Origin of the sequence: Marinomonas sp. SBI8L, from assembly GCF_001624705.1 — a bacterium.
Taxonomy (GTDB): Bacteria; Pseudomonadota; Gammaproteobacteria; order Pseudomonadales; family Marinomonadaceae; genus Marinomonas.
The window spans coordinates 342,817-365,106 of the sequence record NZ_JSEO01000003.1 but is presented as its reverse complement, the minus strand read 5'-3'; the positions used below and the strand labels follow the sequence as shown (position 1 = coordinate 365,106).

Genomic DNA, 22,290 nt, shown 5'->3' with positions numbered 1-22,290 from the left:
CAGGTGTCTGAGCACAAACTTGGACACCTTGTTAGGAGTTAACTATGCAATACGTTCGTCTTGGTCAATCCGGCCTAAAAGTTTCTCGCCTCTGCCTTGGCACCATGAACATGGGCTCAAAGGATTGGAAACCTTGGATTTTTGATGAAAAAGAAAGTGAGCCAATTATCCATCACGCACTCGATAATGGGGTTAACTTTATCGATCTTGCAGATTTTTATTCCATTGGTGCCGGCGAAGAAGTGGTGTGTAATGTGCTTAACCGTATTGGCCGTCGTGATGACTTAGTGATCACCACCAAGGTAGGTTATGCCATGAGCGATGACATCAATGCACAAGGTCATTCTCGCAAAAATATTTTTAAAGCGATCGATGCCTCCCTCACTCGTATGGGAATGGATTATGTAGACATATATATGCTGCATTATTTCGATACCGATACTCCAGTCGAAGAAACTATGGGCGCATTGAATGATCTCGTTCTTGCAGGTAAAACTCGCTATATTGCTGTGTCTACCATGTACACTTGGCAGCTAGCTAAGATACTACAAGTGTGTGATCAAAACGGCTGGGCACGTCCTATTAATATGCAGTTACAGCTAAACTGCGCTTATCGTGAAGAAGAGCGTGAGATGCTACCTTTTTGCCAAGACCAAGGTATCGGTGTTTCCGTCTTTAGCCCTCTGGCGCGCGGTATTCTTACCAGCGACTTACAGTCTACCCGTAACAAGACAGACTTCTTTACCGCTGAAATGTATAACGACGAAGCGTCTCGAAACATTGCTCATTCGGTTGCGAAAGTGGCTGATGCCCGTGGTTGCTTGCCAGCACAAATAGCACAAGCTTGGGTTTTGAATAAACCTGAAGTGGCCTCTATGTTGGTGGGAGCAGACACTACCGCACAATTTGACAGCGCTTTAGCAGCACTTGAAATGCAGCTCACTGCAGAAGAAATTTATGAATTAGAGCGTCACTATACGCCATGTGATCTTATCAATGATTACACATCAGGAAAGCGAACACCGAGATTTTCGCGTCCGGCTAAAGCGCCCTTTGCTTAAAGCTTGAGGCTTGAGTTCATGAACAAAAAAAGCGTTTGTGCTTACAACACAAACGCTTTTCTAGTGACTTTTGGCATTTAAACTTCCAGTGAAGCTTGTTGCTTTAACCATTCTGTAAAACGCATGACCTTAGACAAACCTTGTTTTTCAGCAGAGACATCAAGCCAATAACCATAAGGGCCTTGTGTACTTATCTCACTAAACTGTACCAGTTCACCTCGATTTAACTCTTCACCTATCATGTGCTTATCAATGATGGCAAAGCCAGCTCCAGATTTAAGGGCATTAATCACCTGATCCAAAGTACTAAAACCCACCCCTCTGGCCGTATCGACTAACCCATCTAGCCCTGCAGCAACCAACCAATCCTGCCAAACAGGTAGCTTTTTACCTTCGTGCACTATGTTTAATAAATTACTACTTTCTAGAGGTAATTGTGCCGCCCTAACTTGCATATCAGGCACACAAACTGGCAGGTGCTCTTCAAGGAATAAGAGCTCACTATTGGCTTTCGCTTTCGGGCCAATACCAAAGCGAATTTCACAATCAAATAACACTTGATCATTCGGTCTGTCGTAGATACTTAATTCGAACTCAGGAAAGCTTTGCCTAAACTTGGCTAATCGCTTTACCAACCAACGTGTCGCCAAAGTGGGAGGTAATAAAATGTTAAGTTTCTGTCTTAAATTAGGGTCTCGAATATCAGCTATGGTGGTTTCAATCAGGTTGAAGGAAATATCCAGTTTTTGCAGTAATTCTTGCCCTGCATCCGTGAGTTCTAATTTATGATGCAACCTCACAAATAAGGGGACACCTAAATAATCTTCAAGCTGTTTTATCTGACGGCTGACTGCCCCTTGAGTTACATGTAACTGCTTGGCAGCTAAGGTAAAACTAAGCTGTTTAGCCGCGGTTTCAAAGACACGTAGGGCGGTAAGAGAAGGCAGTGAGCGCATAAAAATAAAACTCTAACTTAGGCTGAAATTAAGACCCTAAAGTCTCTTAAAATAATCTCCAAGTATACGCCGAAAAAAGAGCCGCTTGAATGCAAATTAACGGCATTTAAGGGAGAAAAAACACCGCAAATTATTAACCTGTAAAAAGCTTTTTTAGTAGTGAACTTTATTCAGAAAAAAAGAGAGTAATAACTTGTTATTGAATATGAGATTTAGTTCATATAACCTGCCCTTCTTGCGAATTTGATGGTCAATTATTCTGTACTTTTTGATCACCCATCTCTAAAAAAATCCTTCATAAAAACAATAAATTGAAAGTGCTCTTAGGTTGTTTTTTCTGTGTTCAGAAAAGATAAATTGCGCCTTTCTGACTTTTTTATTTCGTACCAAAACACTCACAAAATTAGCAGGAATAAGGACTAGGCTATAGAAACATTTAGACGATAAAAATAAGTCACGACATTAATCTGATCTAACTCACAGGTTGCGAACGAGCACCTGATAACAATGAGCCTTTCTAAAAACAAAAACCCCAGTGCTTAACTTTTGTTACTTTGATCAACTTTTATTTCATTTATGCAATAAAAATGTCATCGCCGATTAATAGTATTTTGAAAAATACATCTCTTTTGCTGGGATAGGAATCCCGCAATTTGTAATCACCTACACACCAGATTTACAGGGGTCCTCATGGTCAACTTAGGCTTTAAGCAAACATTATTGCTAGCAGTGTCATTAATCATCGCCTTAAGCGTTGGTTCATCCAATTACTTTTCCTATAACGAGTTTAGTCATGAACTGACAAATACCATTTATCAAAGCACGGAAGAACGCATCAAAGTCGAAGCAGAAAAACTCGAAGCTTATATCCAAGCAAAAACCCATGCTGTCGAGAAATTAGCTGATGATTATCAGCAACATCAATACCAAACAGGTCACGCAGAAAGAATGAGAATTGCCTCCCATGGAGCAGATGTCTTTGCCCTAATGATAGGCTTTGCTAATGGTGATGCTTATACCTCAGCCAATTACGATACCTGGATTGATAACAAAAACCCGCCAAATTATGACCCAAGAAAACGTCCTTGGTACCAAGAAGCTATTCGTACTTCTGGCTCTATTTTTACTCAACCATATACAGGCGCAAGCACAGGCTTACTTATGGTGAGTATTGGCAAAAACTCTGGTAACGGTGTCATTCTGGCAGATATTACGCTAGAGATACTTAGCCAAACTGTCTCTGACATTAATATGAAAGGGGCCATCGCTATGATAATGACGGAAGATAATACGGTTCTTGCTAGTAGTTCACCTGTCGTTAAAACCGGTAAAAAGTTAACTGATTACAGTGAGTTATCTCATATCAGTAGAGAAGTGCTAGGTACTGAAACAAACACCACAGACTATGAGCTAAATGGCACAGATAAGGTGATGTTTTCTAAGAAGATAAACTATGGTGACAAGAGCTGGTATCTACTAATTGGCCTAGATAAAAGCGTTGTCTTTAGTAAGCTAAGCGAAACAAAAAACACAGCAACCCTGCTAACAATTACTTATGTCGTCCTAAGTACCTTGATTACCTTGTTAGTTCTCACCTTCCTATACCGTCCTATCTTAGCCCTTAAAGAAACCATACTTGGTCTATCTAATGGTCATGGTGACCTAACCCATAGACTTGAGATTAACTCTAATGATGATCTTGGGCATATCGCAAAAGGTGTGAATAGCTTTGTCGAGCACATTCACAGCCTCATCATTGACATAGATAGAGCTTCCAAAGAACTTAAGCATAATGTGTCAGAGCTAGAGTTAAAATCTAATGAAAACACAGCAATGTTAGATCATCATGTCCAAGAGACAGAGTTAGTCGTTACGGCCATAGAAGAAATGAGCGCCACTGCAAACACCGTTGCGCAAAATGCAAGTGATGCCGCGCAATCAACTCAACAAGCAGCCCAAATTGGTGTGCATTCATTAGAGGTGGTCACAGAGGCACAGTCTAAGGTTTCAGAACTAGTAAGCGACATGGATAAAACCGCTAATAGCCTACAAGCCATGAGTGATGAAACTAAGAGCATCAACTCTATTTTGAATGTGATTGGTGATATTGCCGAACAAACTAATTTGCTGGCATTAAATGCAGCCATCGAAGCGGCACGAGCAGGTGAATACGGTAGAGGCTTCGCTGTGGTGGCTGACGAAGTCCGAGCCTTGGCATCTCGCACTCAAAACAGCACATCTGAAATAGAACAAGCCTTAACAAAGCTAGTTTCTGGCAATGATATTGTGGTGAAAGCCATGGAAAGTACTAAGTCGAACTGTGATGAGGCCTATCATAATACTGACAAGGTAAACGAGAGTATTAACAAGCTATCTACCCATGTTCACGATATCACAGGCTTAACCATGCAAATTGCAACCGCTGCAGAAGAGCAAAGCAGTGTGACCCATGAAGTTAGCCAAAACATGAATGCACTGAACGGCATAGTAAATCAGCTAAATCGCAACAGTGAAGAAGCCTCTAGCCAAACTGAAAACATCACCCATGTGAATGAGAAATTGGCATCGATTGTTAATCAGTTCAAGCTCCAGTAATCAGAGATTATTTGATACCCAGAGAAGTGACACTTTGGGTATCAAATAAATAGACATTTTATTGAGGAAAACACTTAGTTTCAAATTCACTTCGCTAAATAACCTTTGCTAAGCGATGTATCTTTTTAACAACCTCAATAAAAACTAAAAACATTATTCTTCAAGAGAAGCTAAAACCCTAACGTTTAATCGGTGACTGTATTCAAGCAAGATAAAGCAGACACAGTTTATCCAAGATAAAATAGGTTTCTTTGACCATAGCAGGATAATCATAAGGCGAGAGTTCTGAACCATCTTCAGAGTGTAAGGCAAAATCGACCTGTAAACTCAATTTGGCACTATAACAGCCATCCAAATCTAACTTTTTCTGTACTAAGACAACATCAAGCGCTGACTTGAGTGTTTGTGCCTTAAAGAAGTCTTCTCCAACCTTATTAGCACCCTGGGCGATTATGTCGTCCATTGCCAAGTCGAGTTGCTCCACAGCGTTATAAGCTAGTTCATAATCTTGTGTGCTTTGAAGAAAGCGTAAAGTATTAATCACTTCAGTGATGACATTGAGATGGCTATGCTCGACTCTGCTCTCTGTTTGATCCATTGCAGACACTGGCAAAGTTAGTATTAGAAGGCTAGCCATAAAAAAAGTGATTAGATATTTGAAGATCATCAACTGGAGTCCACTTAAAACTTACAGGCATAATCTTAAAGGGATTCAGCTAATAAAGGTATCTCTTATGCTTTAAGCCGTTTCTTGCTAAACCCTTGTTAAGCGCTTCATTCAAGACTTAACAAGGGCATTACTTAAGGAACCTGCGAATAAGTCTTCCCGCCTCAGCGTGTGGATAAAAGCAGCTAGATTTATGGCGAGGAGCGCAACTTAATAGTTATTCTATTGATAAGATTCTCAACATAAAGATAGGGCTTTTAGACCACGCCCTTCGGGTCTTTCAGAAAAAGTAACACCCTGTGTTGTCACTTCTCGAAAGGTACCTACATTACTTCAAAGTAACGCCTTGTGTGATACTTTTTCTGAAAAGACTGAGAAGAGATGACTTAATCGCAAGTTCCTTAAGCAAACAGGATATTAAAGGTGAAGCCTGCGAAAACCGCCATGCTAAAAATCACCATTAAGAAGGCGACTAGCATAGGCCAATGGAAAAGGCGTTTTAGCAAAATCAGTTCAGGTAAACTTGCGCCACCACTACCAATTACCAAAGCCATAACAGCGCCAATACTCACACCTTTAGCTAAGAAAGAACCAACCAAAGGCAACAAAGTCGATACTCGAATATAAAGCGGAATACCAATTAAAGCAGCGGTTGGTACTGCCGCTGGATTATCTGCATTCGCTACTTGAGAGAAAAACTCAGCCGGTACAAAGCCGTGAACCAAGGAGCCAATCATCATGGCAATAATCATATAAGGCAGCATAGATAGGAATAAAGGCCAGGTCTCTTTCCAAGCAGTTTGCCAAATGCTTGGGGCTTTTTTACTAGCAGAGCAATCTGAACCAGCACAACCACTTGCTTTAGTACTTGGTAATAACATTTCCTGTTTGATAAAACGGTCAAAGCCCAGTGACTGTAATAGAACCCCTGCAAGCACAGAAACCACCAAGGCCAGAGACGCATATAAAAGCGTTACCTTAAACCCTAAAATGGGCACAAATAGCGCGATCACAATGGGGTTTAATAAAGGTGATGTAAACAAAAAAGTAATGGTCGGCCCAAAGCCTGCCCTAGCTTTTAACAAACCGATTAACATAGGGATAGTCGAGCAACTGCAAAAAGGCGTAATCGCACCAAGCCCTGCAGCAGTGATATAACCACGGCCTTTTTTACCACCTAATAACGCCTGAATCTTATCCGCTGGCAGCTTTTGGTTAATCACAGAGACCAAATAGCTAATCGCAAGAAACAGTATGGTTAGCTCAACAAATAAATTAATAAACATGTGCAGGGAATCCATAAGCATTACCTGCATGTCGCTTGTTAGGCCCAAACTAGATAGATCTATCATAACCACCTTCTCATTAATCTCTTTTTTAAAGTTTATTCTTCAAAACACTTAAATATTTTTAAAAATGTCGAAATATAATTTTAAAAAAAATGACCAACTACTTCTAAGTAGTTAGGTCATTTTTTGTCATCGATATCTATTATCTGAAACCTATAAGCAGCTCAATTTAGCGCCTTACAAGGTACAGCACTCATCTTCCAGGTAGCTCATCACATCACGAAAAGCATCCAGTTGAGCCACACAATATAAACTGCGCCCTTCTCTGTTTTGTTTAACCAAACCCACAGAAGTAAGCCTTCGAATATGGTGCGAGAGTGTTGGTCCCGAGATATCCAAATGTTGTTGAATATCACCCACGACTAGTCCTTTATCTCCCGCTTTGACTAACAAGCGAAAGACAGAAAACCGAGTTGAGTGGCCTAACTCACATAAAATATTAGTTGCGTTGTCTTGATTCATGTTGGCAGTATGGATCAAGATAAATAATACTTCAATACTTTTGGAAATATTAAAATATAATAACTTAAGACCAAATATTTAATTCGATTCATAGAAGTTATAACTTTGTTACAACAATAAAATACTTAATTCATTGCCAACTAGTTATAACAAGGTTATAACTATATAAAATTAATGAGGTACTTCTTATGAAGGTTCAACTTAAAAGTTTAGGTAATAGCATTGGAGCAATCATTCCAGCCGCTTATATTCGCGAACTTAATCTTATAAAAGGCTCTGAGGTGGATATCAAATTAGATGAAGGGCGCATTGTTATTGAGCCAATTAAGCCAAAAAAGAGACAGCTTAAATTCACTGAATCTGAACTTTTAAAAGATTTGACCCCTTATTCAGCTCATGCTGATGAAGTTGCCCATATCTCATCTAAAGAAATGGGGGATGAATGAGTAACTACATCCCCAAGCGTAATGATATTATTTTTATCGATTTTAAGCCGGTTAAAGGTAAGGAAATTGGCAAATACCGTCCCGCTCTCGTGCTTTCCAGCCTTGCCTATAACAAATCAACAGGGCTGCTAATATGCTGCCCGATTAGTACAAGCATTCGTGGCGGTGCAACAGAAGTCCCTGTCAATAACCTAGATAAACCCTCTGTTGTCGCTGCTAGTCTGATTCAAACCCTATCGTGGAAAGATAGAGAAGCTAAGTTTGTTGCTCAAGCTGAAACTGATGTCATTGATGAAGTTCTCATGCGAGTCATTCCTTTGATTGGGGCTGATGTATTTTTTAACGAGTAAACACATAAAATCAAATGGATTGATAAGAATGGTCTCAAAAATTGATATAACGATGATAATCGCTATTTCCTTTCTATTCGGTTTTGGAGTAGGTGAACAAGAGGACTACGAAGAAGCTAAAACTGTATTTGATGTAATAGTCGCTCTTGGTACAGGAGTATTAGCTTTCATAGCATTTAGGTCATTTAGTAGTTGGAAAGATCAATACAAAACATCACGACAAACAGAGTGTATTAAAGCAATACAAGCAACTATTTATGCTGCTCAAGATGTAGATGATGAGCTAATCGATAATTTTAAAAAGCAAACTGATTTAGAGTGGCGGCTTGAAAGAATCACCAAAGAAATTGCTGAAAGACTACAAAAACAAGCACTATTATTACAAAGCGTAAATTCAGATAGCCCTAACTCTGAAAAAAATAAAATAATAACCAAAATAGAAAATTCAGACTCCGAAAACAAGCCCTTCATAAATTTACAGGAAACTTGGCAATCAGAAATTTATGAGTTAAGTGCAATTAAAGCAGAGCTATCTTTTAAGCAAAATAAAACAGCTCATCAGCTCCATAAAAAGTGCATCGAACTGAAAAATGTAAATAGTCAAATCGATACGAGAAAAATAATTTCAAACCGAGAAAGTATGAATTCTCACATTCAAAACAACAATGCATTTGATATTGAAACAATTCAACAGGCTCAACTAGCCGAGCTAGATATATTTTATTCAATAGCAAACCCATTTCAAAAGTAAAGCTTAACTAAACGATTTTATTACTCACACTTAAACTTAGCTGTCATGGTGAGTAAGTCTTTAGCTTGTTCACTTACCTGATCCACGTAGTCTAAGACTTGTTGGCTTTGTTCTTTATTGCTGGAGACGTTTGAGGCCACTTGGTCCATGTTCTCAGCAATCATCTGGGTCGCTTTTGAAGCTTCATCTATGCTGATGGCAAGCTCTTGATTACGCTCGTTCACATCAAAAACCAAGCCTTTGATTTGCCCAACAGCGGTTGCAGCTTCATCACCTCGCAGCTTGCCATTATCCACATGATCGCTGCCCTCTTGCATGACTTTTAACAAGGACTGAATACTCGTATGCATGGCACCAATAATGTCATTGATGCTTTGTGTGGCGTTGACCGTTTTCTCTGCAAGACTTCTTACCTCATCTGCCACCACTGAAAAACCACGGCCAGCATCACCCGCACGAGCAGCTTCAATGGCGGCATTGAGAGCCAGTAGATTAGTTTGCTCTGCCAAACCATTGATCATTTCGGTCACCCCATCCACCTTGCGATAGGTGCCTTCAAGTTCGCTTACTTGCTCATTAAGATGCTCAAAAACTTGGGCTAATTGTCCTAAACTGCCAATGGCATTGGTAATCACCTCGCCCCCTTGTTCGGCAGATTCATGGGCCTGCTGTGTCTTTTGTTGAGCCAGATTCGTCGCACTTGCCATATTAGCAATGGTGGAACTGATCTCTTCGGTTGCGACCGCTACAGACCCTGCTTGCTCGTTAGTCTTGGTGCTCTTTTCTAGCATGTGTTGCAACTTAGAGGATAAGTCTCTGGCCCCAAGGTCAAGGCTTTGGCTGGTACAAGTCACCCGATTAAGTATTTGGTTAAGTGAGGATGTCATTTCATTAACCGCTATACCCACCTTGTCGAGCTCATCTTTACGGTCCTGATTTACCACAAGCTTCTGAGTTAAATCTCCCTCAGCCAGTTGATACATCACCCCTGACATACGCCCCAAACTGCCTACCAAACTTCGGCTCGTCGCAATCAATAAACCGACCACCAGCAAGGCGACAGCAATCGCGACACTAAAAATTTGTGTCTGAGCTTGGTCACTCACCAAGCTAGCATCTTGCTTTGCCAGCGTAAGTTGTTCGCCAAAATAGGCATTAGACAAGAGCACGCCTTTAGCCAGGGTGTGATAGGCTTTTTTGGCCTTTACTGCTTGCTCATTCATACTAAACAAAGCGGTTGCAAGTTCGGTTAACAGGCCCTCAATTTCGCTGATATTAGCGTCATATAATTCCTCAAACTCCATCTCATAGGTCAGTGTTTTAAAGCCTGTTAGGGCAAGCTTCATCTTTTGATATTCAACCTCATTTCTCTGATCCATAAAGCCTGTAAAGCTTTGCTTAAGCTCGGCAAAAGGCTTACGAAAATTGGCAAATAAGTTTTCTTCTAAGGCGCTAAAGCTTGCTTGTATTTTCGCTCTTAAACCGTCTTCGGCACTGGCCCCAACTTTTTGATCCTGAACTAGCCAAAGCATTCGACTAACAGTAAAAGCCCCAAGTGATAATTGAATATCGCTGACGATTTGCGCTTGCTCGATAGGGGCCTTTTGTACAATTTGATCTAGCTGGTCTTTATAAATTTCAGGCAAGGCTCTGAGTCTGCCTTCATCGGTATTCTGATTAATTTTCAGCACTTCAATTTGCAGGTCTTTAAGCAGGTTCGCATCATAGCGAATATCATCAACCCGTTTTGAAGCAATTTCTAAGGTGTTTAATACATTGGATGTGAGCACTAACAGTAAGGAGAACCCCATTAACGCTAAGGTGATAACTGTGTAGAGTTTATGCTTTAAACTCAAGTGAATTGGCATCATGGGGCTCTCCTGCTTTAAGCACATTTGAATAGATTACAATTGAAAGAGTTAGTTAAAACTTGGCGCTCTTTTTTCTAAAAAAGCGGCCATGCCTTCTACCTGATCAGGGCTTGAGAAGCTCAAACCAAACTGATCACTTTCCATGATGCAGGCGTTATCTAGAGGTAAATCCTGTCCTCTTTGTACCAGTTGTTTAATGAGTTGCAGAGAAGTCCGACTTTTACTCACTATGTCTAATGCCATCTCCATCCCTTTTGTCATCAAGACCTTTTGAGGGAAGATATGATTCACCAAGCCAAAACGCTGAGCTTCTTCCACCCCTAAAATGCGCCCTGTATAAAGCAGCTCTAAAGTCATTGGCCGGCCAACAAGGCGAGTTAATCTTTGGCTACCACCAAAGCCTGGGGTAATACCCAAATTAATTTCAGGTTGACCAAATTTGGCATTGTCTGAGGCTAAAACCAGGTCGCAACTCATGGCTAATTCACAACCCCCACCTAAGGCAAAACCGTTAACCAGAGCGATCACAGGGAAAGTGGCATTTTCTAAGCGCCTCAATACACCTAGCCCAAAGGCAGAGAAAGCCTTAGCTTCAAGGGCGCTGAATTGGCGTATTTCTTCGATATCCGCCCCAGCAACAAAGGCTTTATTGCCTGCACCTGTGATTAATAACAAGCGTGTATTCTTATCTGCTTCAAGCAGGTCTAATACCTGTTCTATCTCTTCTAAGGTTGCCCTGTTAAGCGCATTTAACACCTCAGGACGATTAATCGTCAGGCGCATAACACCTGCTTCTATCGGCTCAAGTAAAATATGTTGGTAACGCATTACTTGCTCCTAATAAGTATAAAAACCACGGCCAGTTTTACGGCCTAAATAGCCCGCATCCACCATTTGTACTAACAAAGGACAAGGACGGTATTTGCTATCATTAAAGCTGGTATATAACACCTGCATTATGCTCAAACAGGTATCTAAACCAATCAGGTCAGCAAGCGCTAAAGGCCCCATGGGGTGGCTCATACCAAGCTTCATCACCTCATCAATATCCTCTGCTTTGGCTAAACCTTCATGCAGGCAAAAAATGCCTTCGTTGATCATGGGCAGCAGAATTCGATTGGCCACAAAACCCGGTGAATCCTTCACATCCACGGGTGTTTTTCCGATTTCTTTTGCCACTTGGGTGACCTGATCAAACACCGCTTCTTGAGTTTGCAAACCACGTATAACTTCCACCAGCGCCATCACAGGTACTGGGTTCATAAAGTGCATCCCCACTACTTGTGAAGGGCGCTTAGTCACAGCCGCAAGACGCGTAATAGAAATGGAAGAAGTGTTGGTGGCTAAAATGGCATCTGGATGACAGATATCATCCAGCTGTCGAAAAATACTTTGTTTAATGCTCTCTTGTTCACTGGCAGCTTCTATCACTAAATCTGCTTGAGCCATTGAGCTAAGCTCTGTTGAGGCTGAGATATTCGCCAAGCAGCCTTGCATCTCATCTATAGTGAGCTTTTCTTTTTTGATCAATCTTTGCAGGCTGGTCGCTATGCCTGATAAGGCCTTTTCAAGGGCTTCACCGTTCAAGTCAAACATGATGACTTGATAGTCTGCTAGCGCACAGACTTGGGCAATACCAGCGCCCATTTGTCCTGCACCCACTACCCCGATTTGTTGAATATTCATGCGTTATTCCTTACCGATTTCTTGGTAATTACGCCTTCTCTATTCACGCTTTATGAGAGAAGTCTTACCAAGAAAATTGAGAATTAAAAAAGGCGCATGGCATAACGCCATGCTCCCTGTAACCAAGGCCTTCTCGTATTAAGCTAAGGGAACGAGAAGGGCTAAAAGGGTTACTAAGACCGAAATTTAAAATTTATAAGCCCTCTTGTGTGCATGGTGATTGGCTCATGGCTTTTTATTCATTTGTTTTTTTGCATGGAAAGCAACATACGATTCACGGCTTCAAGGTGTTCTGGCTCGTTATGGCACATACCTTGGTAGCCAGCGCACACATCTAAAAAGTCTTTTAATTCAGTGCGCTGTGCCATCTTCATCAGGCGTTTTGTTAAGCGCGTAGCTTTAGGTGGTTGGCTAGCAATACGCTCAGCCAAAGCTAAAGCAGCTGGCATTAACTGATCGGGAGCGACCACATCCAAAACAATACCTAGGGCTTTGGCTTCGTTGGCATCAATCACGCGGCCCGTTAAGGTAAGTTCGAATGCTTTTTGATAGCCAATTAAGCGCTGCATAAACCAAGCACCACCATCGCCTGGGATAATGCCAAGGTTTAAGAAGGTCTCACCAAACTTGGCTTTTTCAGAGGCGATCCGCATATCCGCCATATTGGCTAAATCAAAACCTGCCCCTATAGCAGGTCCATTAACCGCCGCTATGATAGGCACTTCCACTTCTTGCAGGGCCAACGGAATACGCTGAATACCTCGACGATAGCGCTCTTCACACTCGGCCACATCGCCAGCAAAATCACCCGCTCGCTCGGCCATGTCCAAAATATTGCCGCCAGCGCTAAAAGCTGACCCTGCGCCTGTCATCACCAGCACTGACACGGCTTTTTCGTGATTCACCCAGCTAGCCGTTGTCACTATGTCATCAATCAAGTGAGAACCCGTCAGTGCATTGCGCAGATCATGACGATCAAAAGTCAGTATCGCCACACCCTCTTCAAGGGTTAACTTAGCGTCTTTTAACGCTGGGATTTGATAGTTTTGTGTCATCTTTATTTCTCCTGAAAGACAATGATTCTGGCATCGACAATGGCGTAAGCTTTGTCATAGGCGATCACAGGATTAAGGTCTAATTCACTAATGTCTGGGTGGTTTTCCACAATGGCTGAGACGGTTAACAAGAGGTCAACTAAAGCATCTTTGTCTAGAGGTAATTCTCCTCGAACACCGTCAAACACCTTGCTAGCTTTAATCTGATCTATCATGGAAATAGCGTCATAACGACTAAGAGGAATGGCTCTAAAGGACACATCTTTTAATATCTCGACAAAGATGCCACCTAGCCCAAACATGAGCACTGGGCCAAAGATAGGGTCTTGGCTCATGCCGATAATGACCTCTGTTCCTTTGCGGGCCATAGGTGTTATCAAAACACCTTCAATATCTGCATCGTCGTTATAGGCAAGACAGGAAGCTAAGATGGATTCTCGGGCGGTATAAAGCGCATCTTTTCCAACTAAATTGAGCTTTACCCCACCCGCATCGGACTTATGCAGTATGTCTTTAGAGACGACCTTCATCACCAATGGGATATCACCGAACTCAGCAAAAGCACCCTCTAACTCGCTTTCATCACGCACGATAATTTCTTTTGCCACCTCAAGTCCGTAAGCACTCAGTAAGTTTTTCGCTTCATACTCAAACAAGTCTCGCCCTTGGCTTTTGGCGTTTGCTAGCGTATCGGCACAGGCTTGATTGATCGTTAAAGGGGCTTTTCGTGCTTGATGCTGATTGTTTTTTAGATAAGCACCACGTTCGCCTAATGCAGACATGATCTTGACCGCATGTTCGATAGAGGCATACACAGGCAGGCCTGCTTGGCGTAATTTCTCAAGTGGCTCAGGTTTTATATGGGCATAAAGGCTGTCGATAATCAGAGGCTTATCTGTCTTTTTCGCAAGCGCTATCATCTCATCCGCACATTGCAGCTCTTCTTCGATGAGCTCCTTAGCAAAACGAATCCCGTACCCACCAAACATGCCAACTAAAAAGACCATATCGACATTCTTATCGGCGACAAGTATCTCCATGCATTTTGATAACAGCCCCGGCGCCGCATCTGTACTACCCGCCACATCAATTGGGTTCACCAAGGAAGCTTGTGGAAAGAGAATTTGGCTTAAAGCAAGGCGTGTTGCAGTCTCAAGTTCAGCAAGCTCTAGGCCAGCTTCAGAAATACGATCCGAGGCAATGGTTGCTTGTCCGCCACCATCGGCGAGCACGGCGACACGCTTGCCCGACGCTTGTTTCATCAAGCCTAAACCTTCAGCGACAGGCAGGATCTCATCGGAATTTGCCACCACGCTGACACCCGCTTGCTGAAGCAGGTCCACCGTCATCTGATAACTACCGGCAAGTGCCCCAGTATGAGAGCTTGCTGCTTTCTGACCTGCTTCTGTACTGCCAGATTTATAAACAACAACCGGTTTTAGCTGGCTAGTTCGTTTTGCTTCATCTAAAAAAGCACGGCCATCTTTAAAGCCTTCCACATAGAAGGTTGCCACCCCTGTATGCTTATCGCCCCCTAGGTAAGCCAGATAATCAGCAAAGCCAACATCCGTTTGATTACCCGGGCCCACATAGGTACTAAAGCCAATATGGCCATTAGATTGGGCTTCTAACGCAAGGGATAACAGCATGTTGCCAGACTGGGAGATAATGCCGATATCACCCGCTCTGACATTATCTAAAGCCAACAAATTCACCTTTTTATGCAGGTTAAACATACCCGATGTATTTGGGCCGATAATGCGAACACCCGCATTTTGTGCCGCTTGCAGTACCTCTTGCTCAAGACGGGCACCCACTTCATCAACTTCACCAAAACCACTGGCAAGAATAATCGCGCCTTTTACTCCGACCTCACCACACTCTTTAATCAAAGCAGGAATACTGCTTGCTGGGGTACAAATCAGCGCCATATGCACGCCTTCTGGAATCAAGCTCACAGAAGCATAAGCAGGTTTACCTAAAATGGTGTCAGCTTTTGGATTAACAGGATAAATAGCGCCTTGGTAGCCACCATCCATTAGACCCATCATGGCCTTATAACCACGCTTGGTTGGGTCATTCGATGCCCCTACTATGGCAATCGAATCTGGCGCAAGCACCTGCTCTAATGAAGAAAAGGATTGGGGGTTAAATTGGGTGTTAAATTGCGTGCTCATGCTTAACACCCCTTAAACTTAGGTGCGCGTTTTTGTGCAAACGCATCCACACCTTCTTGCCAATCATGTGTGGTTGTACACACAAACACCGCATCTAACTCATGGATGAGCTGGGCATCTAGATTGTTATAAGAGGCTTGATTTAACAGCTTTTTCGCAGACCTCATGGAAACAGGTGCTTTGCTTGCCAGCTCAGAGATAAAATCTTGGGCGCTTTTCGCAAGTTCATCTGTCCCTACAGCCTTAGTCACTAAACCAATACGAGCCGCTTCTTTGCCATCAATCTTGTTACCTAAAAAGATCAACTCGCGGGCTTTTGCTAACCCCACCAGACGAGGTAAAAACTGAGTCACACCGCCGCCAACACATGTGCCTATGCTGATTTCAGGGAAACCTATTTTGGCCTCTTCCTCCATGATGACAAAGTCACAAGCACATGCCATTTCAGCACCTGCGCCTAAGGCATAGCCATTTACCGCAGCCACAACTGGCTTATCTAATTCAAAGATGGTTTCACACACATCATTACCGAGCTGTAGATATTGGCGACGATCAAACAAGCTACGTTCACCTGCCCCATGCTCTTTCATATCCGCACCGACACAAAAGGCGCGGCCTTCTCCTGTCAGTAATACCGCACGTACTTCTTCATCTGCTTCAGCATGAGCAAGGGCAGCAATTAACTCTTGGTAAAATAGTTCCACCACAGCATTTAGCCTGTGTGGGCGGTTAAAGCGAATCTCTACATAATTCGCTGCTTTGTTATAAATTAGGGTTTCAAACTTCATGGTTATCTCGCATTTTTGGATCAAAGCAACCCCTCTCGCCCTATTTGGAAAAGGTAAGGCAAAAGTAGGATGGGATTTAGGCTTAATAAAAAACGAGAGGAACTAGTCGGTATTACCGCGACGGCTCCAATGGCCAGGCCGCATCAAGATAGGCAACTTAAGCTGAAACACAGATAACAGAAATACCATTCCCTTTATCAATGACAGTCCTTGAGTAGAGGCCTTTAAAGGTGAGAATAAGCGCTGAGGCGAGGATAAGAGCAAGCCCCTTTTTAAGGCCTTTAGCCTAAAAGAGAGCGTCAACTTGCTTAATGTTTCATTCAATCCTGACATACAAGATTACCCACAGCGTTATTTTTTTAATTGTTAGATAAACTATAGGACTCTGCTTGGTGGCTCGACAATTTCGCAATCAGTCAAAAACTGACGCAAGTTGACGCTCATTCAGCGCCAAATCACTCACACCTCTCCCATCATTCAAGTCCCTAGGTTAGTCATAACAGCACCATGACAGTGCAGGTCTCCTGAAATTAAATAGGAAACGTAAAAATCAGTCTTTTTAGCCCTTTTAATCGCTCGAGGTAACCATTAACAAGGTGAGCAAATCGACGCACCAAAGGCTCAAACTTGCGTCAGGTAACCATAGAGGGCGAAATTGAACCCCAACTCACTCCAAGCCTATAGTGGAAACAGAGTTAGTTAAGGGCAACACACCCAAACAAACTCTTCTGAAGTAGAGAATAAAACAGATAGAAACACTTCAAGATTAAAGGTAATGCCAGCAGGTTTACCGCAAGAAAAGATAGCAAGGTTAAGCCTGATACCTCTCTTGTAATAATGATGAACTTTCTAATCTAGCATTAATGCTAGATACCTTATTTTCACTTCTTTAGTACTCACGATTATCTAACCCCTTGTTTAACCAGAGTGTTAGATAAACCAAGTGAAGTAGCCAGATTATGCCAAACTTAATAACAACAATTCCTGGAGAATCTAGATGTTTAACCTCAACACCCTAAGCAAAAATGTGCAAAGAACCCTATGCACAGGTGCCACCTTAATCGCACTTACCACTGCTATGTCGGCCTCAGCGGCTGATCTTAGACTAAAATTTGCTGGCACCCTGCCTTTAGATCATCCAGGCACCAAGATGATGAAGCAGATAGAGAAGGACATTGAATCAGCGGACGTAGGTCTAAAAGTCTCTGTATTCCCAGCGAACCAATTAGGCTCAGGAGAAGAACTGTTTGAAGACAGTATCCGTGGCAACATTGATATGGTGGCAGGCTTTATTTACTCCCATAAAGACCCTGTACTTGAGATCAACTCCCTACCTTATCTTGCAAGCTCTTGGGCTGAGATGGACAGTGTTGTACGTAATAAAAACTCTGCCTACAACCAGATCATGCGTGAGCGTTTAGACAAACTTGGTATTCACCTAATGGAAAACATTCCTGAAGGCTTCACAGGCATAGTGGCAAGCAAAAAGCCAAAGAACTGGGAAGGTGTCGGTGAGAAAGGTATGAACATACGCGTTTGGTCCTCTAACGTGGTGAAAAACCTAGTCGAAATGATGGGCTATCGCTCAACGACTATGGCTTGGGGTGATATTTTCCCAGCATTGCAATCTGGCATAGTCGATGGTGCTATTTGCTGTACTAGCCAAGCCACTTACACCATTTTCGCTGTCAGTGATGTGGGTAAATACTTTATCGCTAACGATGCCATTATCGATATTTCCTCTTACTACATTTCTCAAAAAACTTGGAACAAGATGACCATAGAGCAACGTACTGTTGTCTCTAAAGCTTTCACTAAAGCGGCGGATCAATTGTTCGAAATGAATAAGAAGAATGATGAAATCTATCGCGCCAAATTGGTCGACAAGGGCTATGAAGTACTGGTACCTACCGATGCTCAAAAGCTCGCTTTGAAAGAGAGAGTAAAAGCTGAGATCTGGCCACAAATTGAGCCAACTGTGGGCAAAGACACACTTGATCGCATTAAAGCTGACGCTAACTAAGCCAGCCCTTTAAGAGTATGGGAGCCTCCCACCCATACTCTCGTTTCAAGTTATCAGTTCACTAAAGTAAGGCTCATTTCATGGCAAATTATACGAATCAACTCCCCTCTGGTCTGCGGATACCACTGGATTTAATGATGAAGTTAATGAACGGCATCATTATCGCGTCAGGCACCATCATGGCGCTTACTTTTTTCTTTGTGGTGATTTTTCGATATGGCTTTGGGGCGGACTTGTTTGCTTATGAAGAATGGTTGATGACAATCGCCTTCTGGATGTTTTTTATGGCCAGCGCCGTAGCCAGTCATGACAGAGCCCATATTAATGCCGACATTCTAGGCACCATGATACATAACCCTAAACTCATCTGGTGGCGCTCTGTCATCGTCGAGAGCATAGAGCTATGCATAGTGGTGGTTGTGGCTTATTGGGGCTTCTTAATGTGTCAGGAGGAGTTTAATACTTACCCTAATTGGCAATCGACTATCGCCTTAAAGATCCCTTTTCTGGTGCCACGTATTGGTATTTTCCTTGGTTTTCTAATGATGGCTATCTATACCGCGCTTCACCTTTATCTGCTGTTAAGCAATGGCCCTGAAACACGCAAACAACAGCCAGCATTACAGGACGCTCTAAAATGATTATTGCAGGTACTCTTTTTATTCTTTGCATGCTCTTGCTAATTGGTGTGAGTGTGCCCATTGCCTTTGGCGGTGTACTCATGTTTTTGGCCACCATGGGTGGTCATGAGGTATCCGGTTACCTTCCAACAGGTCATTGGAAGATGAACTCCTTAGTTCTATTGGCTATCCCACTGTTTATCATTGCGGGTGCCATCATGGAGAAAGGCAGAATCGCCGCGCCCTTGGTTAGCCTTGCAGAAATGTTTGTTGGCCACTTAAAAGGCGGTTTATCCGCTGCGGCTGTGCTTGCCAGTGGTGTTTTTGGCTCTATCTCAGGCAGTGCCAATGCTACCCTGACTTGCATCGGTGGCATCATGATGCCCCACCTAAGAAAGGCTAAATACCCTAAAGGGTTATCGGCAGCATTGATTGTCAGTGCCAGCCCGCTAGGCTTACTGATTCCACCTAGCTCGTCTCATATTCTCTATGCATGGGCTGCGCAGCAATCGGTACTTAAGGCATTTTTATCAACGGTTATCCCAGGCATTATCCTGATCACGCTACTGATTATTGTTAACTATATTTGCCTGTGCCGTCACAAGAACCTGCAGCTAGAGTTAGGACAAAAGGTAGATAACTTTAGCCTGATGTTTCGTACTCGCTCCTTTAAAGCCTTCCCAGCACTTATGATGCCAGCCATCATTTTAGGCGGCATTTACGGCGGCATTATGACACCTGTAGAAGCGGCTGGTGTGGCGGTTATCTATGCCATTCCAATCGGGATTTATGTTTATAAAGGCCTAACTTGGCGCACCTTCTTAGACACTATGCGTAATGCCGGTGTTACCGTTGGCGTGGTCATGGTGATGATCTTTATGGTGCTAATTGTTAGCCGCTTCTTAGTCTTTGAAGACATTCCAAGCATTGCCCAAGAGCTGGTTTATTCTGTCTCGGATAACCCAATTGTGATTCTCTTGATGGTGAATCTGGTGATGATCTTAATCGGCATGCTAATGGATGACATCAGTGGTTTATTACTCTCAACACCTTTGTTACTGCCCATTGTCACAGGTGTGGGCATGGACCCCATTCATTTTGCCGCCGTGCTTGGGGTAAACCTAGGGATGGCGAACATTACGCCACCGACTGCTCCCTTACTCTATTTAGGCGCCAGAGTGACACAAGTACCGGTTAACAAGATGATGAAACCAACCCTGATTTTTATCGTTTTCGCCTGGTTGCCCACGCTCATGCTAACCACTTTTATTCCAGAGTTATCACTCTTTTTGCCTGAGCTGCTTTTAGGCTAGTCATCAAGATTTGAAACTCTTTTTATCATGCACTTTTTAATAAACACGCTTTATTAAATACACCTAATGGAGTCATTCTGGTATGCGTATATTAGCTTGTCAGATTCATATTCCGGCGATCGATAGCCGAGAAAAACAACTAAAACATATCGACACTGTTATCACTAAATTAGAGACAGAGTTGAAGGGAAAAAACGTGGATTTGGTGGTCTTGCCCGAGCTTTCCACCATGGAATATTCGGCTGAAAACTTTCAGAACATAGACACCTTTAGTGAAGAACTCTATGGGGAAACCTATGACAGGTTCTCCAGTTTTTGCCGCAGAAATAAGGTGGCTATTTGTTATGGCATGCCACGTAAAGAAGATAATGACGCCTATATTAGCCAAGTGACTTTAGGCCGTAATGGTGAGTATCTCACCCATTATGACAAGATACACACGGCCGAATACGGTGATGCGGCTGAGCTTAAATACTTTAAGCGTGGCAACCACTTATCTGTGTTTGAAGTGGATGGTGTACGTGCTGGCATTATCATTTGTTATGACATGCGTTTTCCTGAGCTTATCAGACGTTTATGCGGTGAATTCTCGGTCGATGTCATCTTGCATCCTGTGGCCTTCGCCCAAGACTTGTCCTTCCATACCTGGAAGCAATTTGTGGTGAGCCGTGCTCTTGAGAATCAGGTTTATTTTATGAGCATCAACCAAAGTGGCGACCATTTTGGCCAATCCATCATTTGCCCACCTTGGGTAGATAATAAAGTACAACCTCTCATCTTTGGCCAAGAAGAAACCTTCCATTTAGTCGAAGTGGATCGTGAGGTAATTAATAAAGTACGCAAAGAAATCCCTTATCGCAGGGATACCTTAGCCGATTATGATGTTTTGCCAGTGCGCAGCTCAGAAAATAAATAAGCGAGAAATAACAAAATAAAAAGCCCCTTACCAAGTCATTGATAAGGGGCTTTTTAGGTTGAGATTGGCGATAAATACTAGAGAGGCCTTGCGTAAAACACCTTCTCTTCAGGGTCAAGATCATTACTTATATGTTTTCGAATCTGTTCTTCTATCTCACCAGAATCTTCTTCAAAAATGCCGCATGCTTTTAAAGCTTCCTTGTGATTACAGTTTTTTCCTAAATAGGAAAGAACCACCCTTTGGCTCACAGGTTCTCTGGCATCCGTTCCTGACACACCCAACATCAAACCCGATAACAGAGACACCTTATTCTTATAAGTCGGAAACAAGGTCACATGTATCATTTCGTTTTGCAGCAGCTCTTCATAACCACTGATAAAAATACGGTTACCTAAGCCTGTTACCATACCTTTAATCTTATAAATAAAATCGTTATGGCTAGATTTGTCTTTTTGCGAAAGGCGCTCTATCCACTTAATAAAATAGCGCCCATCTTCTTTGAATATCATGCCGTAACCCTTGAGGATCTGGGTTGGAAAAGAGGTGGAGTAATAATAAATGTGATAGCTGCCTTCGTACTTGGACAAATCCATGGTCGAACTTGTCATAAGCTGGTCAATAATATGCAACTCAGGGCGATTCATGGAAACGAAATTCAACTCGTGAACTGGCCTTACCCTGATGATCTCTTCAAACTCATCATGTGGCAGATGAATCTCGTGCTCTTCTAATCCAAAGTAGTCACAAATGCGGCGTAAATTATTGCCAGAAGGCGTGGTTTTAGCACTTAAGTATTTATTGAATTGTTGGCGGTTAATCTCCAACTCGCGGCACACTTCTGAGATAGATTTTTTATAATTGCAGAGTAATCTAAGGTTATCGGCAAAGTTCTGTTTATTCATCTCTCATTGGGTCCATAGTCGGATTTAGCTCAATTTACCTATTTAGTAACAAGACGTTAGTAACTAGGTACTGATATTTAAAGACACATCAGTTAATTGAATAATAGTACACTTTTTATCGTTCTAACTTAATGACGTTAAAGCAAAAATATAATTTTGATTCAGGCTCACCCAGAAATATTTTGGGGGCCAGATACTTTCTTCTGTGTTATCCATGCTCACAACTCGCTCATCACACATCTCATATTCAAGATAATCATCATAAGCACAGGCTTACTCTTTGACAGGAATAGAGTAGG

20 protein-coding genes are annotated in these 22,290 nt (G+C 42.5%); 9 read left to right on the top strand and 11 right to left on the bottom strand.

Translation table 11 applies throughout. The features are described 5' to 3' along the window. Positions 1-44: 44 nt before the first annotated feature. The gene (locus OA91_RS05770; protein WP_046018246.1) at positions 45-1,061 is read left to right on the top strand and encodes an aldo/keto reductase; all 1,017 of its coding nucleotides are present in this window, start codon (positions 45-47) and stop codon (positions 1,059-1,061) included. A gap of 77 nt (positions 1,062-1,138) precedes the next feature. Here the strand turns inward: OA91_RS05770 and OA91_RS05765 are convergent, their stop codons facing one another. Beyond that, positions 1,139-2,017 carry a LysR family transcriptional regulator gene (locus OA91_RS05765; RefSeq protein WP_063336704.1) on the bottom strand — a complete coding sequence of 293 codons (879 nt, stop codon included), beginning with the start codon at positions 2,015-2,017 and terminating at the stop codon, positions 1,139-1,141. Between the two features lie 690 nt (positions 2,018-2,707). Between OA91_RS05765 and OA91_RS05760 the strand changes: the two genes are divergently transcribed. Beyond that, positions 2,708-4,612, top strand: coding sequence for a methyl-accepting chemotaxis protein (locus tag OA91_RS05760; RefSeq protein ID WP_063336703.1), 1,905 nt, complete (start codon positions 2,708-2,710; stop codon positions 4,610-4,612). A 202-nt stretch (positions 4,613-4,814) separates the two neighbouring features. On the opposite strand, the gene OA91_RS05755 is transcribed toward OA91_RS05760, so the two are convergent. The 3 genes from OA91_RS05755 to OA91_RS05745 all read right to left on the bottom strand — a co-directional run bounded on the left by OA91_RS05755 (position 4,815) and on the right by OA91_RS05745 (position 7,090). Further along, positions 4,815-5,210 (bottom strand): hypothetical protein, encoded by a 396-nt coding sequence (locus tag OA91_RS05755; protein ID WP_157203761.1) that lies wholly within the window; start codon positions 5,208-5,210, stop codon positions 4,815-4,817. Positions 5,211-5,680: 470 nt separating this feature from the next. Next, positions 5,681-6,631, bottom strand: a complete 951-nt coding sequence (locus OA91_RS05750) for a permease (RefSeq protein WP_063336701.1) — start codon at positions 6,629-6,631, stop codon at positions 5,681-5,683. A gap of 174 nt (positions 6,632-6,805) precedes the next feature. After that, positions 6,806-7,090: an ArsR/SmtB family transcription factor gene (locus tag OA91_RS05745; protein WP_063336700.1), complete on the bottom strand. Its 285-nt coding sequence runs from the start codon at positions 7,088-7,090 to the stop codon at positions 6,806-6,808. Positions 7,091-7,278: 188 nt separating this feature from the next. Between OA91_RS05745 and OA91_RS05740 the strand changes: the two genes are divergently transcribed. From OA91_RS05740 to OA91_RS05730, 3 genes are read left to right on the top strand one after another with little or no spacing between them, the layout of a single operon-like run. Continuing rightward, entirely contained in the window at positions 7,279-7,536 is a 258-nt protein-coding gene (locus OA91_RS05740) for an AbrB/MazE/SpoVT family DNA-binding domain-containing protein (RefSeq protein WP_063336699.1), read from the top strand. After that, on the top strand, positions 7,533-7,886 hold the full coding sequence (locus tag OA91_RS05735) for a type II toxin-antitoxin system PemK/MazF family toxin (RefSeq protein ID WP_063336698.1): 354 nt from the start codon (positions 7,533-7,535) through the stop codon (positions 7,884-7,886). Before OA91_RS05740 ends, OA91_RS05735 begins: the two co-directional genes overlap by 4 nt. Positions 7,887-7,914: 28 nt before the next feature. Then, positions 7,915-8,637 (top strand): hypothetical protein, encoded by a 723-nt coding sequence (locus OA91_RS05730; protein WP_063336697.1) that lies wholly within the window; start codon positions 7,915-7,917, stop codon positions 8,635-8,637. A gap of 20 nt (positions 8,638-8,657) precedes the next feature. On the opposite strand, the gene OA91_RS05725 is transcribed toward OA91_RS05730, so the two are convergent. The 6 genes from OA91_RS05725 to OA91_RS05700 form a co-directional block, all read right to left on the bottom strand. Next, positions 8,658-10,508, bottom strand: coding sequence for a methyl-accepting chemotaxis protein (locus OA91_RS05725; RefSeq protein ID WP_063336696.1), 1,851 nt, complete (start codon positions 10,506-10,508; stop codon positions 8,658-8,660). A gap of 48 nt (positions 10,509-10,556) precedes the next feature. Continuing rightward, positions 10,557-11,336 (bottom strand): enoyl-CoA hydratase-related protein, encoded by a 780-nt coding sequence (locus tag OA91_RS05720; protein ID WP_063336695.1) that lies wholly within the window; start codon positions 11,334-11,336, stop codon positions 10,557-10,559. 9 nt (positions 11,337-11,345) lie between these two features. After that, complete coding sequence (locus OA91_RS05715) at positions 11,346-12,194, bottom strand: 3-hydroxybutyryl-CoA dehydrogenase (RefSeq protein WP_063336694.1); 849 nt, start codon at positions 12,192-12,194, stop codon at positions 11,346-11,348. Positions 12,195-12,433: 239 nt separating this feature from the next. Next, positions 12,434-13,249, bottom strand: coding sequence for an enoyl-CoA hydratase-related protein (locus tag OA91_RS05710; protein WP_063336693.1), 816 nt, complete (start codon positions 13,247-13,249; stop codon positions 12,434-12,436). A 2-nt stretch (positions 13,250-13,251) separates the two neighbouring features. After that, positions 13,252-15,426, bottom strand: a complete 2,175-nt coding sequence (locus tag OA91_RS05705) for an acetate--CoA ligase family protein (protein WP_063336692.1) — start codon at positions 15,424-15,426, stop codon at positions 13,252-13,254. A 2-nt stretch (positions 15,427-15,428) separates the two neighbouring features. Continuing rightward, positions 15,429-16,214, bottom strand: coding sequence for an enoyl-CoA hydratase/isomerase family protein (locus OA91_RS05700; RefSeq protein ID WP_063336691.1), 786 nt, complete (start codon positions 16,212-16,214; stop codon positions 15,429-15,431). Between the two features lie 997 nt (positions 16,215-17,211). On the opposite strand from OA91_RS05700, the gene dctP reads away from it, so the two are divergent. The 4 genes from dctP (at position 17,212) to OA91_RS05675 (ending at position 21,086) form a co-directional block, all read left to right on the top strand. Further along, entirely contained in the window at positions 17,212-18,237 is a 1,026-nt protein-coding gene (dctP, locus tag OA91_RS05690; RefSeq protein ID WP_063336689.1) for a TRAP transporter substrate-binding protein DctP, read from the top strand. A gap of 80 nt (positions 18,238-18,317) precedes the next feature. Beyond that, complete coding sequence (locus OA91_RS05685; RefSeq protein WP_063336688.1) at positions 18,318-18,878, top strand: TRAP transporter small permease; 561 nt, start codon at positions 18,318-18,320, stop codon at positions 18,876-18,878. Then, on the top strand, positions 18,875-20,170 hold the full coding sequence (locus OA91_RS05680; RefSeq protein WP_063336687.1) for a TRAP transporter large permease: 1,296 nt from the start codon (positions 18,875-18,877) through the stop codon (positions 20,168-20,170). The genes OA91_RS05685 and OA91_RS05680 overlap by 4 nt, the downstream gene beginning before the upstream one ends. Positions 20,171-20,252: 82 nt before the next feature. Beyond that, positions 20,253-21,086, top strand: a complete 834-nt coding sequence (locus tag OA91_RS05675; RefSeq protein WP_063336686.1) for a carbon-nitrogen hydrolase family protein — start codon at positions 20,253-20,255, stop codon at positions 21,084-21,086. Between the two features lie 77 nt (positions 21,087-21,163). Here OA91_RS05675 and OA91_RS05670 read toward each other — a convergent pair whose 3' ends face one another. Further along, entirely contained in the window at positions 21,164-21,991 is an 828-nt protein-coding gene (locus tag OA91_RS05670) for a helix-turn-helix domain-containing protein (RefSeq protein ID WP_063336685.1), read from the bottom strand. Between the last annotated feature and the right edge of the window lie 299 nt (positions 21,992-22,290).